We start from the raw sequence: 14,104 nt of genomic DNA, 5'->3' as shown, positions 1-14,104 counted from the left end.
TTGTTTTGTCTCTGGCCGGTTACTGGATGGCTTCTACCACGCCATCCTCCAGCAGCCGGCGGGCGATAATCAGGCGCATGATTTCGTTGGTGCCTTCCAGGATCTGGTGCACCCGCAAATCCCGCAGGTAGCGTTCCAGCGGGTACTCACGGATGTAACCATAGCCGCCGTGCAGCTGCAGGGCTTCGTTGGCCACGTCAAAACAGGCGTCGGTGGCGAAGCGTTTGGCCATGGCGCAATGCAGGGTGGCTTCCGGGTCTGCGCTGTCCAGCTTGAAGGCCCCCAGCCGTACCATTTGGCGGGCCGCTACCAGGTTGGTGGCCATATCCGCCAGCTTGAACTGCAAGGCCTGGAATGCCGCTAACGGTTTGCCGAATTGCTGGCGCTCATGCATGTAATTGCGGGCCCGCAACAGGGCCGCCTGGGCTCCACCCAGGGAACAGGTGGCAATGTTCAGGCGGCCACCGTCCAGCCCCTTCATGGCAATGGCAAAGCCGTCGCCCTCCTCGCCTACCCGGTTGCCGGCAGGAATACGAACGTCTTCCAGCGTGACCAGGCGGGTCGGCTGGCTGTGCCAGCCCATTTTCTCTTCGTTCTTGCCGTAGGAAATACCGTCGGTATTGGCCGGGATCACAAAGGTCGAGATACCTTTGGCGCCGCTGTCAGCATCGCCGGTTCGGGCCATCAACACCAGAATGTCGGTGGCACCGGCGCCGGAGATAAACATCTTGCTGCCGTTGATCACGTAGCTGTCGCCGTCACGCACCGCGCGGGTACGCAGTCTGGCGGCATCGGAGCCGGCCCCCGGTTCGGTCAGGCAGTAGCTGGCCAACCATTCGCCGCTGGCCAGTTTAGGCACAAACGCCTGCTTCAGATCATCCGAGGCAAAACTGGCCACCATCCAGGTGGCCATGTTGTGGATGGTGATAAACGCGGCGGTAGAGGGGCACGCCATGGCCAGCTCTTCCACAATCACCGAGGTGTCGAGGCGAGACAGCCCCATACCGCCCAGGGCTTCGGGCGTGTACATGCCCATAAAGCCCATCTCGCCGGCCTGCTTCATCACCTCCACAGGGAAGATGTGTTCGGCATCCCATTGGGCCGCGTGCGGTGCCATGGATTTCTCGGCGAAGGCACGGGCGGCATCCCGGAATGCCAGCTGGTCTTCGGTCAGATTGAAGTCCATTACCCGGCTCCTCCGTTAGCGAAGCTGAATTGAGAAGTTCGCCTCGGATGAGGTGGCCTCGCTGGAGAACCACCGGGATGTCACGGTTTTGGTTTCGGTGTAGAAGCGCACCGCCTGCTTGCCGTAGGCATGCTGATCGCCGTAGAACGAACCTTTCCAACCGGTGAAGGAGAAGAACGGCAAGGGCACCGGGATGGGCACGTTCACACCTACCTGGCCTACGTCGATCTCATGCTGGAACCGGCGTGCCGCGCCACCGTGATTGGTGAAGATGGAGGTACCGTTGCCGTAGGGGCTGTTGTTGATCAGCGCGATGGCTTCGCCCAGGTCGTTGGCGTTCATGCAGGTAAGAACCGGCCCGAAGATTTCTTCCTTGTAGATATCCATCTCCGGAGTCACGTTGCCGAACAGGGTTGGCCCAACCCAGTTGCCGTCGGGCAGGCCATCCACGGTGCAGTTCCGACCGTCCAGCAGGAGTTGCGCACCCTGCTTCTCGCCGGTGGCAATCAGTTGTTCAATGCGCTCCTTGGCCTTGGGGCTGATGACCGGGCCGTAGCTGGCACCGGAATCGTTCCAGGCACCGGGGCGGACTTTGGCCATGGCCTCTTTCAGCTCCGGAATCCACTCCTGGGCCGCGCCCACAAACACCGCGACGGAAATCGCCATGCAACGCTGGCCGGCGGCACCCACGGAGGCGCCCACCAGGGCGTTGATCACTTGCTGTTTGTCGGCATCCGGCATTATCACCATGTGGTTCTTGGCGCCGGCAAAGCTCTGTACGCGCTTCATGTGGCTGGTGCCGGTTTCATAAATGTAGCGCCCTACCGGCACCGAACCGACGAAGGAGATGGCTTTGATGGCCGGGTCAGTGAGCAGGGTATCCACTTGTTCTTTCGCGCCATGCACTACCTGCAACACACCCTTGGGAGCGCCAGCCTGCTCGAACAGTTCGGCCAGGCGCATGGGGGTCATCGGGTCTTGCTCGGAGGGCTTCAGGATAAAGGTGTTACCGCAGGCGATGGCCATGGGGAACATCCACAGAGGGATCATAGCCGGGAAGTTAAACGGGGTGATGCCCGCGCACACGCCCAGGGGCTGAATCCAGGAGTGAGTGTCGACTTCGCGGGCGACGTTTTCAACGGTCTCACCCATCATCATGGAGGCCACGTTGGCAGCGTGCTCCACCACTTCAATACCGCGCCAGACATCGCCCTTGGCGTCATCAAAGGTCTTGCCGGTTTCCTGGGACAGGATTTCGGCAATCTCGTCGTGATGTTCTTTCAGCAGCGCCTGGTAACGCAGCATCACCCGGGCCCGTTCGGAGACTGGCGTTTCTTTCCAGCTTTTGAACACTTCCCCGGCGTTATCGATGGCTTGGCGCATCTCGGCTTCAGTGGCACAGGGCACCTGGGCGATCACTTCGTTGGTGGCAGGGTTGGTGACGTCGATCCAGTTTTCGGTCTGGCTCTGGGCAAACTCACCGGCGATGTACTGAGGTATCTTCTTCATGCTGATAATCCCTGTTTGTTGTTATGCGGGCACGCCGTTTCCCATCTGGAACCGGCAGGATATGGAAAGAGCGTAGCACGGGGTTTGGCAAAGGGTGATTGACTAAATTTCGCCCATGATGGATTATTTTTCGATGACTAACGATTCCAGGCTCCCCAAAACCACACAAACCTCGCAGTGGCCCGTACCGCCAGACAGCGTGCGCTATGTGGTGCCGGAACCCATTGTTCGGCTATTGGCACACCATCCGCTGACCCGCGAGCTGTATCCACTGGCCTTCGGGCACTACCGCAGGGCCGCGGGCCATCACATGCACCGGGAACACCATCGTGACAATCTTTTGATCTATTGCACCGAGGGAAAGGCCTTCCTGAATGTGGCGGGCGAGCCCCTGACGGTGCAGGCAGGCGATCTCCTGCTGCTTCCGGCCGGCGCCAGCCATCGCTACACCGCCGCACCGGACAACCCATGGACCATCCACTGGGTGCACTACACCGGGCCGCTGGCCGAGGAGTTCAGAAACTACATGGGGTTTGATGGCAACAACCACGTTCGCCATCTGGGCCGACAACCGAGGCTGCTGGTGGATTTCAACGGCCTGTTGTCGGTTCGCCAGACCGGCTTTCGCGCCCGCGGACTGATTCACGCCAGCAACCGATTGCGACAACTGCTGGCTGCCGTGCCCCTGAATGCCGACGAAACCGGGCTGGCACAGCAGGCGGAGCTGGAGACCATTCACAATTTCATGCGGGAACATCTGGAAGAACGGCTGACTCTGCAGCAACTGGCGGAACTGTCTGGCCTGTCGTCAGCACATTTTGCCACCCGTTACCGGGAACAAACCGGCACCTCGCCAATCCAGCACTTCCTGCACCTGAAGGTAGAGCGGGCCTGCCAGCTTCTGGACACTACCAGCCAGAGCTTTGCCGACATCAGCCGTCAGCTGGGTTATGACGATGCCTATTACTTTTCCCGGTTGTTCAAGAAGGTAATGGGCAAATCCCCCAGTGACTATCGGCATACAGCACGGCATTGACCGTCACTGGGGAGATGGCCGTTAAAGGGTATTTTTGTGGACTCGCCCGCCCTTCATGATCAGGCGCAGATTGGCATTCGGATCATTCAGAAATTCCAGCCCCTGCTCCGGATTGCCATCCACCACCAACAGGTCTGCCAGAGCCTCTGGCTCCAGGGTGCCGAGTTTGCCCTGATAGGGGCTTCTTGGGCCAGACATGGCAAGCAGTTCGCCGTTGCGGCCAGTTGCCATGGCCAGTGTGGTGAGCGAGTCGTAAAAGCGCGTAAGCTTGGTCAGGTGGCGCAACTGATTGTGGGTGTTCTGTGGGCTGAACAGGATATCGGTGCCCCAGGCAGTTTTAACGTCAAAACGTTGAGCCATCTCGTACACCCGAACAGTGCCTTCAGCAACCATCCGTTGAGACTCTCGGCGCGCGGCATCCGGGTAGACATTGGAATCTTCATCCTGCAGGAAGGGTTGCAGGCTCCACCAGGCGCCCTCACCGGCCATCATCCGCACGCTTTCCTCATCAGCCAGCTGACCATGCTCGATGGACTTTACCCCGGCGCGCAAAGATCGCTGAATCCCCTTAGACGTGTATACGTGCACGGCCACGTAGGTGCCCCAGTCGTCTGCCGCCTCAACAGCGGCGCGCAGTTCGCGCTCGGTAAACTGGGTGCTGTCCAGCGGGTCGTAAGTGGAGGCCACGCCACCTCCGGCCATCAGTTTGATCTGCGACGCACCCAGCATCAGCTGTTCACGGGTACGCCGGAGCACCTCGGCTTCGCCATCGGCAATTACGGCAACGCCCTGTTTTTCCTGCTCACTCAGGGGCGAGGCGGTGCCTCTGGGCACTTCATGCCGCATGCGGAAATCGCCATGGCCAGAGGTCTGAGAAATCATGGCACCGGCGGGGAAAATTCGCGGGCCATCCACAATGCCCTTGTCGATGGCGCGTTTGAGGGCAAAGGAAGGCCCGCCCACGTCTCGAACCGAGGTAACGCCGCGCATCAACGTGCGCTCGGCCTCTTTGGCTGCAACCAGATGCACGTAGCCTGGGTCTGCGGTCATGGCCTCCAGCTGGCTGATGCCCGCCAGCGTGGTATGCCAGTGGGCGTCAATCAGCCCCGGCATGACAACACGGCCACCGCAATCAATAACCTCTGCATCACCGGCGTCTGCACCGTTGGTTTGCAGCGCCTGAATACGGCCACCCTCAATGCGAATGGCCACGCCGTCTCGCAGTGGCCCGCCGCTGCCATCAAACAGCCTGAGGTTCTTCAGCAGTATCGGGCGATTATCATCCTTTGGCTGCTGGCTAAGAACGCTCGGGGCATGCAATGCCGCAAACATCGCCATCACACCAGCCATACCTCCGATAAGTTGCCGGCGGCTGATGTCCGCCATCATGCGTTCATGAAACCGGGCTAATAGCGGCGAGCCGCACTGGCAGGCGCCGTGGGAGTGGTTGTGACCTAGCGGTTGAGGCTTGAAGACGTGGGGTAAGGCCGGCATCAGACAACTCCTTGTGATGAGTACCCGATTATAGACAATCTGGGCTATGCTGCGAGCCGGCCCGGCCGCCTTTGAATCCATCAACACAGCGATCTCTGCATGCAGCCACTGGATATTAAAGTTGTTGAACAAGCCCTGCACTGGTGTGATGAGGGGCATGACTTCTGGTTCTGTACCGTGGTGAGTACCTTTGGCTCCTCACCCCGAGCGCCGGGTTCCTGGTTGATCGCCCGGCAGGATGGTGCCCACTGTGGCTCGTTGTCTGGTGGGTGCGTGGAAGAAGATTTCCTGGCCCGTTTGCAGGACAACGTCTTCAAGGGACGTATTAATCGTATTCGCTACGGCGCTCCGGACGGCCCGGATAATGCCCGCGTCACCCTCCCCTGCGGCGGAATCCTGGATGTTCTGATAGAGCACTGGCCAGCATCCGCCGCTACCCGAAAACATTTCCTGGCGCTCCAGTCCGCGTTATCGGGCGAAGGGCCGGTTGCCCGGGTGGTCTCGCTGGAAACCGGAGACATTCACCTCGAGCCGGAGAGCGAGTTGGGCGCCCGGGTTACCGAGGAGGCGGCCCACGCGCGCCTGAGACTGCGTGTTGGCCCGGTTTCGCGACTGATTATTGCAGGGCTGTCACCGGTTGCCACCGCCTGCGCGAGCTTTGCACACAGCCTGGGCTTTGAAGTTATTGTGTGCGACCCAAGGCCCGAGGAAGTTCGGCACTTCAACCTCGCAGACGTGACACTCCAACAGGAGCTGCCCTCGGTATACATTGCCCGTGAGGGCTGCCATCGCGCTACCGCGGTAGTCGCTCTCACCCATGACCCGCGCATTGACGACACCGCCATGATGGAGGCGGTCAAAACCGAGGCGTTTTACATCGGCGTGATGGGGTCCATGAAAACCTCTGAGAAGCGGCGGGAACGGCTGGCTCGCATTGGCGGGCTGACCGAGCAACAGATCCGCAGGATCCATATGCCCGTAGGTTTGAATATCAGCAGCAAAACGCCCGCCGAAATTGCTTTGGCGGTGATGGCCGATATTATCCGGGTGCGGCAAGGCATCTCGCGCCAACAACTGTGAACTTGCTTGTCTGGCTGTGGCATCGCTTCTACAGTTAAGAACAAATGATCTTTGGCCCCCTATTCAGCGAAGGAACCGATTGATGGTCAGAAACACAACCGCGGCTCTCATTGTTACCCTGACGAGCGCGGCACTTGCCGGCTGCAGCAGTTTTCAGCCTGTCACCAGCGGTACCGAAGATCCCTGCGCAACTCTCCAGAACATAGTGGCAGATTACCCGACCGGCTTTGCCGAATTTCGGGGAAGCAGCAGCAATTTCAATTCGGTGACCATCTACCGGGCGAAAGAGCAACTGATCAAGGGCCATTGCGAAATCTGGGCCTGGGGCAACGGAGACTCTGCCTACACCTGCACAGTGTCTGCTCCGGATAAAGAGGTTGCGGAAACCATGCATGCCCGCGCCGCAAGCGAATTGTCTGAGTGCCTTGGGCCGAATTGGCAGGCCGAAAAGGGCACTCGGGAGCGTGATGGCAAGCCCGCGGGCGAGCGAATTCAGTTTACGAGCGCCGAGGCCAAGGCACCGGCTGTCGCCTTGCACCGGGTAGAAGACCACCGCCGACATTCCGTGTACCTGTTCATCGGGACCAACGCCCGCTCCCCGCAACAGACCGACTGAGGCGCGCATGCACTCTGATTCACATCAGCCAGACGCGTCTCCCGGCGCCACTGACTACCTGAGCACTGATCAGGAAGGCAGCTCCGGTATCACCCGGCTCCTGCACCGGGTTGCCCAGCAGGACAGAAACGCGTTTGCCGAGTTATACGAAGCCACCGCCCCGAAACTTCTGGCCACCGTGCTGCGTATCCTCAAGGACAGGGCTTGGGCAGATGATGTGATTCACGACACCTATGTCAAAGTCTGGCATAAGGCCGACCAGTTCGATGCGGAACGTTCCTCACCGATCACCTGGCTTGCAGCGATTGCCAGGCACGGCGCTATCGACGAACTGCGGCGGCATCCGGCAAGGCGGGAGACCGCAAGCGACGAACTCGACAATATTGCCGACCATTCGCCGGCGGCCCATGAACAAATCTCAGATCAACAAACGGTAAAGCACTTGAACCATTGCATTGACCAACTCGAAAAAGATCGCCAGGACATGGTTCGTCTGGCGTATCTGAACGGTTGGTCCCGGGATCAGCTGGCGAGGCATTTTGACCAGCCGATCAACACTGTGAAAACCTGGTTGCACCGAGCCCTGAAACAGATCAAAAGGTGTCTTGAACCATGAGCGAACGCGACGACCTGGATATGATGGTTGCAGAGTTCGTTCTGGGAACTCTGCCAGAAGAAGAGCGGGATGCCTTGCAGGCTCGCCGTGCCCGCGAACCTGAGCTGGAAGCGCTAATTCAGCAATGGGAGGCCCGGCTGGCTGGCATGCTTGATGGGGTTGAACCTGTGGAGCCCGGCCCCGAGCTGTTTGCACGAATTCAGCGAACGATCGAACAGCAACCATCCGCTCCCAAATCCCCAAGTGCGGTGCCAGACAATGTGATCAGTCTCCGGAAACAGCTGACCCGCTGGCGCTGGAGCACGGCCATTGCTTCGGCAGCGGCGCTGGTACTGGTTGCCGTGCTGGCGACTCAGCCGGAGCCCGAGCCGCAAGCCCAATCCTTCGTGGCGGTGTTCCAACACAACGATGAGCAGCCTGCGTTCCTGTTGACCGTGGATCTGAACAGCCGCCAGCTGAACATCCAGCCGGTGACCGCCGAACCTGAGCCAGACAAATCCTACCAGCTCTGGATTGTGGCAGAGGGGTATGGCCCGAATCCGCGGTCGGTGGGCGTGATGGGTGACAACTTCACCCTGGACCAGGCTGCACTGCGTGATTACGACCCAGAGACTCTGCGTGGCGCCACCTTTGGCATCAGCCTGGAGCCAAAGGGTGGTTCACCCACCGGACAACCGACTGGCCCGGCCATTCACGGCTTCCTTTACCCCACTTCTGCCGACCAAGGCAAAGGTCGCAACTAAATTGTGATCGCGCCTGAAACTTTTCAGGCGCCGCTCCGTAGCTGCTTGTACTCCCATCAAAAACAAGGTGATGGATGGGTACAACCGAACCTAAGGAGCACACAATGAAAAAACACATCAAAACCACCGCATTCCTGACCGCAGCCCTGGTTTCCGGTGCACTGGCATCAGGTTCAGCACTGGCGATGGAGCATGGCAATAAAGTAGGTGTCTGGGGCGATGACCAGTCTGTGTCCGAAGGCACGGTGACCGCCAAAAAGGTGGTAGCTGAGGAAAACGGCTGGCTGGTGGTTCACCGCACCGACGAAGCCATGAAGCCCGGCCCGGTCGTGGCCTATGCGCCCCTAAAGAAGGGCAAGAATATGGACGTTGCAGCCATCCTGACCGAGGAAGTGGCCAGTGGCGACAAGCTGATGCTGATGATTCACAACGAGGAAGGTGGCAGCAAGACCGGTATCTTTGAATACACTCTGGGCGCCAAGGAAGATGGCCCCATTCGCAAAGACGGCAAGCTGGTGATGACGGTTATTACCGCGAAATAAAAGTCTGTGGGCGTTAACCGCCGTTTCGTTAAGGCCTGAAAGAATCCCCCGGCTGCGTGCGCTACCGGGGGATTTTTTTCATTTCAGCTAAGCGCTGCTTTCATCATGGCGTCGCCGGCTCGTTCAGCCGAACCATCACCCGTGCCGGGTCCTGTCGAATTTCCTGTTCTGTGTAGGGGAACCGAATCCACTCTTTGTTGGAATAGGCTTCGGTCATATCCCGGTAGTAAGGCGATGCGGGATCAGTCGACTGGGAATAGGTGACAAATCCCTCGGCGATCGGGTTGCCGTCGTCGCCCCAGGTGACGGTCTGGATGTAGCTGTTGCCATAGGTCACAGAGTAGCCCTGGGCTTCCTCCAGGTTGGAGCCTCGGCTGGACGCAATGGTAAACGCCCCTTCAAAACTTTCGCCACCGAATACCGGAATGTCAGCACCCTCATGAATCCCGGAACGCTGAAGGTCTCCCATACGGGCATCGAAAGGAATGCCGGCAGACTCAATGCTCTGAACCGCATCAACGAATGCCTGAATAGCCACCGGGTCTGCTGCGTTAAACATTCTCGGTGTGTTAACCGGATCGTTGGCATCAAATGGCGTCAACCACTGCAGCGGCGAAGCAACGGGCAACAGGTTCAAACGTGCCCAGAATTCCCGCCAGATATGGCCACCCCGCGAATCCAGATTATAGGTGCCGTCCCAAGCCTGGAGCGCGTCGCAGGCCTCGGCAATCCCGGTCTGAGTCACGCCACTGAGCAGTTCAGACACCGGGTTGCAGTAGGCCGTGACAACCGACTCTCTGGCCAGTCGTTCCGACATCAGGCTGCTTTCCAGAACCACATCCTGAAGGTTGTCCATATCGAATCCGAGACTGCCCGTGCGGCCATCCGAACCGTTCAAACGTTCCTCTACATGCGTAATGCACAACCGGGTGCGTAATGTTCTTGCCGTTTCCTCATCACCAATAATGCTGGCAAAACCGGTCAGCGGCTCATCCGGGTTGGTCAGCCAATAGCTGTCGTTACAGTTGTGCACCCAATCGTTTCGGGACAACGTAGGCAGGTTGCCAGGGCCAAATACGCCCGGCGCAGGGGCATCGGCATCTATCCCCCAGTCACAGTCTGAACGGCTACCATCCAGTATCGGCAGCCCCGGCATCAGTGCGCCCAGTACCGGAGTGAGTGCGGTTGGGCATTGCATGGCCAGCTCATCCGTTACGTTGGGAACCACAGTCAGGTCTCCGTAATACGCAGGCTTGCCCGGGCCAGTGGCGATGGTGTTCACCCAGGGCACACCCAGCACGCTGCCATGGAGCTCCACAAACTCTTCAAAACTGGATGCCTGGTTCCACCGGAAGAACTGGTTCAACAAGCGATCGTTCTCGGCGTTGGCATCACGCAGGGTGTAGGCCTTCAGGGGCGACCAGGACAACACCGGCACACCGGACACGGCAAACTCCAGCATGGGGCCATAGTGGGAGTGATAGAGCGTGCGGGTTTGCTCGGAAACTGAACCATCCGCCTCAAGCACCTCCACGGTGATGTCTTCGGAGGTCATATCCACAAACTCGCCGTCAAACAGGTACTGGGTGGGGTCTGCCGGATTCAGGGTCAACTCATAGAAGGAGAACCGGAAAGCGGTGGACACCGTGTGGCTCCAGGCGAAATGCTCGTTGAATCCGATGAGCACTGCCGGCAAGCCGTACAAGGCAGCGCCCATGATTTCGGCCTGATCGCCCACTTTGAGATGAGCGAGATACAGTCTTTCAGTCTTCTCCCACGGGAAGTGGGGGTTGCCGAACAACAGGGACTGGCCATCACGAGTGGTTTCGGAACCAAACGCGTACATGTTGCTGCCGATGTTCAACTCCCGTGAGAGCGGGAAAGGCAGAGGCCCTTCGAGGGTGTTAAGCAGCGTATCAATCAGCCCTTCATCCGGCTCTTCGCCACCAATGAAATCCAGTGCCGGAGGTTGGGCGTTGGCCACTCCCTCCACAAACACGGATGAACTGGCCAGAACCGCCAGCCGGAAGTAGCGCCGGAACATATCGTCCAGGGTTAACGGTAGCAGCCAGTCTGAATCACGGCACGCCTGGTGCCGCCCTGGGTGCTCGCCACGACGGATTTCTTCAACGTATCGGTTGAAGCCATCCACATAGCCCTGGGATGCCTCGATCACCTCCGGGTCACTGTTGCTGCGCTGTGATTCCAGGGCGGCATCGGTGATGGCGGTACGCCAGAAGAAATCGGCATCCACGTTGCTCGCCACGGCACCGTTGGCAGGAATGGTGTATTGCCCTTCGCCACCCAGGTAACGCGCGCGCAGACCTCGAACGGTCAGGGTGTCTTCAGCCAACAGGCAAAGGTTGTCCTCCGCCTGAACATAACCGTAGGCGTAGCCCATGCTGGCAAAGTCTGGCGCTTCAATGTGAGGAATACCGAAAGAAGTACGGGTAACGGTCGCGCGGTAGCGATCAAGTCCGGGGGCATCTGCGGCGGGGCCCGCAAGATTGTCTGCTGCAGAATTGCCGCCGCCAGAGCTCAGGCAGCCGGTTGTACCGGCCACCAGCGCAGCCAGCAACATGGCACGCTTTATTGTCATCATGTTGGTTGCTCCATCGTGTTTGGATTTGTTGTTGTGGTTACTGGCCAACTGGTCAGCATTTATCCATCACACGATTAATTTATAGCATAATATATATTATGCCAACCTCTTATTACCATGACGCGCGCTACAAGACTCGCGGAAGAAGCAGGTTAAAAGTTGAAAAAACCAGAGTTTTCTAATAGTTTGAATTTATAACTTTTGGCCGTGATACGACGCGAGCCGAATCTGGCGCAACTGGAGGACGGCCAAGCGTGCATGGTATAACCAAGCTTCTCTCGCTCACTCTAGCCATCGTTTGTTCTGCTACCGCGCAAGGTATTGAAAAACCATCCTCTTTAACCCTGCTCGAGTCATGGCAGGCGCTTATTGATAACGACGATTTGCTGGCTGCGAATCAGTCAGCCAGCCTTCGGGCGGAGGCACTGGCATCAACCGCAAACAGTCTTTATCTGCCACAGGTTGATCTCGTGGGGTCTTATACGCGCCTAGACTCCGAAATTGAGCTGGATGCCCTTGCCCTGAATCCGCTCAGCGGAGCAGCCGAAACCATACCGGGACAGTTGTTGATCGACTTGATCGGCGGCCCCGACGCTTTTCGAACGCCCGTCACCAGCCGGAACATTACCAGAAGCTCTGTGAATACCATTTGGCCGATTTACACTGGGGGAAAGATCACCGCGAAACGAAACCTGCTTCAACTCGAAAAATCTGAGGCATCCTTCGTCGTGAAAGAAGTCAAGCAGGCCCGGTTTGCAGAACTGGTTGCCACTTACTTCGGGTTGGTGATGGCCGAACGCGCATTGAACACCCAGCAACAAACCGAAGCAGCTCTTGCGAGACACCTCCACGTTGCCCAGGCGCTGGAGAACCAAGCCCAGATTTCCAGTGTTGAGCGTCTGGCCGCCGAAGCAGCCCACGATAGAGCAAGGATTACGACTAGAGCCGTCCAAGATCAACGCGACACGGCGCACAACGCACTCTCGTCACTAATCCATGCCGATTCTGATGATGGACGATCTTTCAACGGCAATGCACTTCTCCCAACAACACCGCTCTTCACTCTTCCTCAATTGCCACCGAGAGACAGCTTCAGACCCGGACTGACGGAACATCCACAGCTGAAAATATTGGCAACAAAGCATGAACAGGCACAGAGCGTCGCGGAAGCAAGCCGAGGGCTGTACCGCCCTGACGTTTTTCTCTTCGGCAGCTACAACGTGTATGAAAATGACTCTTTCGCAAGTGACCTCACCCCGGACTGGCTGGTAGGTGTCGGCGTCAGAATCGCACTTGTGGACCGTAGCGGCCGAAAGGGCAAAATAGGAGCTGCCGACAACACCGTTCGCGAAGTCGATTCGCTTCAACGAGCCGCACAACGAAGGCTGGAGCTTATCTTCGATCGAAGCTATCGCGAAGCGACGCAATCCCTGGCCGAGCATCGTGACCTGGCATCGACGGTTGCCCTGGCAGAGCAGACACTGAGGTTGCAGGAACGCGCTTTCGCAGAAGGGCTGGGCCGCTCTCTTGATGTCATTGATGCCCAAACCTTTCTGGCTGCCACCCAGACTCGTCGTGATGCCGCTGCGCTCCGTTTTGTACTGGCGTTCACTCAGTTGCTTACATTGAGCGGTGATTACGAAAACCTGTTTTCCTACATGCTTGATGGAGATGAAATTCAGTGAATGCAAAACGAATTGCCATTCCGCTTGTCGTTGTTGTCATCCTGTTGGGCATTGTCATCGTCTTCTGGAAAGCCTACGCACCTGCACCCATCCAGTTACAGGGGCAGATTGAGGCCAGGCAACATATGGTGGCGTCCAAGATTCCGGGGCGGGTTGCAGACATTAGCGTTCGCCGTGGGGATCGCGTAGAGGCAGGCACTGAGGTTTTCCGCATCGACAGCCCGGAGCTTGAGGCCAAACTGACTCAGATAGAGGCGCTTGAAACCATAAGCCGATCACTCGCTCAGGCCGTTGAGGGTGGCACGCGTGAAGAACGTATTGCCGCAGCTCGCAGCGAGTACGAAAAAGCCCTGGCCGCCGAGGCACTGGCTAAAACGACCTTTGAACGCATTCGCGCACTGGCGGATGAGGGACTGGTTGCCAGGCAAAGAGCCGACGATACGTTCACCCTGTGGAAGGTGGCCGAGAAAACACGGGTGACGGCTTCTGAGATTCTGAAACTGGCCGAAGTAGGCCCACGGCAGGAAGCCCGCACCGCGGCTCAAGCCGGTGAGGCAGCTACCTCAAGTTTGAGAGACGAAGTTGCTGAGCTACTGGATGATACCGTGGCGCGGGCCCACAGAGGCGGCGTTGTCAGTAATGTGCTGCTGAACGAAGGAGAGCTTGCTCCCCAGGGTTTCCCGGTCATTATTGTCACCGATCTTGATGATTCGTGGGCATTGTTCAACGTCAGGGAAGATTTGCTCAGCCGAGTCACAGAAGGCAGTGAATTTGACCTGAAAATCCCTGCCCTTGATCAATCCGCACGATTCCGTGTCAGCCACATTTCTGTACTCGGGGATTACGCAACATGGCGTGCAACAACGCCAGGGCGCGGATTTGACATGAGAACGTTCGAGGTAGAAATGCAACCTGTGGAGCCAATCGCTGGATTGAGGGCGGGCATGAGCGTTCTTCTTGAAATGGCACCGTAAGCTCGGCAACAGACCGGAGAG

The 14,104-nt window shown here is 58.2% G+C and carries 12 protein-coding genes; 8 read left to right on the top strand and 4 right to left on the bottom strand.

The features are described 5' to 3' along the window. Positions 1-19: 19 nt before the first annotated feature. Both FIV08_RS05265 and FIV08_RS05260 read right to left on the bottom strand, forming a co-directional pair. Entirely contained in the window at positions 20-1,186 is a 1,167-nt protein-coding gene (locus tag FIV08_RS05265; protein ID WP_152437580.1) for an acyl-CoA dehydrogenase family protein, read from the bottom strand. Positions 1,187-1,201: 15 nt separating this feature from the next. After that, positions 1,202-2,695, bottom strand: coding sequence for a CoA-acylating methylmalonate-semialdehyde dehydrogenase (locus FIV08_RS05260; protein WP_152437579.1), 1,494 nt, complete (start codon positions 2,693-2,695; stop codon positions 1,202-1,204). Between the two features lie 115 nt (positions 2,696-2,810). Here FIV08_RS05260 and FIV08_RS05255 point away from each other — a divergent pair, with 115 nt between their 5' ends. Beyond that, positions 2,811-3,731, top strand: a complete 921-nt coding sequence (locus FIV08_RS05255; protein WP_152437578.1) for an AraC family transcriptional regulator — start codon at positions 2,811-2,813, stop codon at positions 3,729-3,731. Between the two features lie 21 nt (positions 3,732-3,752). Here FIV08_RS05255 and FIV08_RS05250 read toward each other — a convergent pair whose 3' ends face one another. Beyond that, positions 3,753-5,225 carry a metal-dependent hydrolase family protein gene (locus FIV08_RS05250; RefSeq protein WP_152437577.1) on the bottom strand — a complete coding sequence of 491 codons (1,473 nt, stop codon included), beginning with the start codon at positions 5,223-5,225 and terminating at the stop codon, positions 3,753-3,755. Positions 5,226-5,324: 99 nt separating this feature from the next. On the opposite strand from FIV08_RS05250, the gene FIV08_RS05245 reads away from it, so the two are divergent. The 5 genes from FIV08_RS05245 (at position 5,325) to FIV08_RS05225 (ending at position 8,822) form a co-directional block, all read left to right on the top strand. Further along, positions 5,325-6,305 carry an XdhC family protein gene (locus tag FIV08_RS05245; RefSeq protein WP_152437576.1) on the top strand — a complete coding sequence of 327 codons (981 nt, stop codon included), beginning with the start codon at positions 5,325-5,327 and terminating at the stop codon, positions 6,303-6,305. 82 nt (positions 6,306-6,387) lie between these two features. Continuing rightward, positions 6,388-6,921, top strand: coding sequence for a hypothetical protein (locus tag FIV08_RS05240; protein ID WP_152437575.1), 534 nt, complete (start codon positions 6,388-6,390; stop codon positions 6,919-6,921). A gap of 7 nt (positions 6,922-6,928) precedes the next feature. Beyond that, complete coding sequence (locus FIV08_RS05235; RefSeq protein WP_152437574.1) at positions 6,929-7,537, top strand: sigma-70 family RNA polymerase sigma factor; 609 nt, start codon at positions 6,929-6,931, stop codon at positions 7,535-7,537. After that, positions 7,534-8,280, top strand: a complete 747-nt coding sequence (locus FIV08_RS05230) for an anti-sigma factor (protein ID WP_152437573.1) — start codon at positions 7,534-7,536, stop codon at positions 8,278-8,280. Before FIV08_RS05235 ends, FIV08_RS05230 begins: the two co-directional genes overlap by 4 nt. A 104-nt stretch (positions 8,281-8,384) precedes the next feature. Then, positions 8,385-8,822 carry a DUF7282 domain-containing protein gene (locus FIV08_RS05225; protein ID WP_152437572.1) on the top strand — a complete coding sequence of 146 codons (438 nt, stop codon included), beginning with the start codon at positions 8,385-8,387 and terminating at the stop codon, positions 8,820-8,822. Positions 8,823-8,925: 103 nt separating this feature from the next. On the opposite strand, the gene FIV08_RS05220 is transcribed toward FIV08_RS05225, so the two are convergent. Further along, the gene (locus FIV08_RS05220) at positions 8,926-11,424 is read right to left on the bottom strand and encodes a penicillin acylase family protein (protein ID WP_152437571.1); all 2,499 of its coding nucleotides are present in this window, start codon (positions 11,422-11,424) and stop codon (positions 8,926-8,928) included. Between the two features lie 254 nt (positions 11,425-11,678). Here FIV08_RS05220 and FIV08_RS05215 point away from each other — a divergent pair, with 254 nt between their 5' ends. Together FIV08_RS05215 and FIV08_RS05210 are read left to right on the top strand one after the other, a co-directional pair. Next, the gene (locus tag FIV08_RS05215) at positions 11,679-13,109 is read left to right on the top strand and encodes a TolC family protein (protein ID WP_152437570.1); all 1,431 of its coding nucleotides are present in this window, start codon (positions 11,679-11,681) and stop codon (positions 13,107-13,109) included. Continuing rightward, positions 13,106-14,083 (top strand): HlyD family secretion protein, encoded by a 978-nt coding sequence (locus FIV08_RS05210; protein WP_152437569.1) that lies wholly within the window; start codon positions 13,106-13,108, stop codon positions 14,081-14,083. The genes FIV08_RS05215 and FIV08_RS05210 overlap by 4 nt, the downstream gene beginning before the upstream one ends. Positions 14,084-14,104: the final 21 nt, after the last annotated feature.

It is taken from the genome of Marinobacter sp. THAF197a (genome assembly GCF_009363275.1).
Classification (GTDB): Bacteria; Pseudomonadota; Gammaproteobacteria; order Pseudomonadales; family Oleiphilaceae; genus Marinobacter.
The sequence above is the reverse complement of the archived record's forward strand: the minus strand, read 5'-3'. Positions and strand labels throughout refer to the sequence as shown.

What these genes read in the sequence shown, in the direction of transcription:
- FIV08_RS05250 (WP_152437577.1), bottom strand. Translation starts at nt 5,225, where the DNA reads ATGCCGGCCTTACCCCACGTCTTCAAGCCTCAACCGCTAGGTCACAAC.
- FIV08_RS05230 (WP_152437573.1), top strand. Translation starts at nt 7,534, where the DNA reads ATGAGCGAACGCGACGACCTGGATATGATGGTTGCAGAGTTCGTTCTG.
- FIV08_RS05220 (WP_152437571.1), bottom strand. Translation starts at nt 11,424, where the DNA reads ATGATGACAATAAAGCGTGCCATGTTGCTGGCTGCGCTGGTGGCCGGT.
- FIV08_RS05245 (WP_152437576.1), top strand. Translation starts at nt 5,325, where the DNA reads ATGCAGCCACTGGATATTAAAGTTGTTGAACAAGCCCTGCACTGGTGT.
- FIV08_RS05255 (WP_152437578.1), top strand. Translation starts at nt 2,811, where the DNA reads ATGATGGATTATTTTTCGATGACTAACGATTCCAGGCTCCCCAAAACC.
- FIV08_RS05225 (WP_152437572.1), top strand. Translation starts at nt 8,385, where the DNA reads ATGAAAAAACACATCAAAACCACCGCATTCCTGACCGCAGCCCTGGTT.
- FIV08_RS05265 (WP_152437580.1), bottom strand. Translation starts at nt 1,186, where the DNA reads ATGGACTTCAATCTGACCGAAGACCAGCTGGCATTCCGGGATGCCGCC.
- FIV08_RS05235 (WP_152437574.1), top strand. Translation starts at nt 6,929, where the DNA reads ATGCACTCTGATTCACATCAGCCAGACGCGTCTCCCGGCGCCACTGAC.
- FIV08_RS05260 (WP_152437579.1), bottom strand. Translation starts at nt 2,695, where the DNA reads ATGAAGAAGATACCTCAGTACATCGCCGGTGAGTTTGCCCAGAGCCAG.
- FIV08_RS05240 (WP_152437575.1), top strand. Translation starts at nt 6,388, where the DNA reads ATGGTCAGAAACACAACCGCGGCTCTCATTGTTACCCTGACGAGCGCG.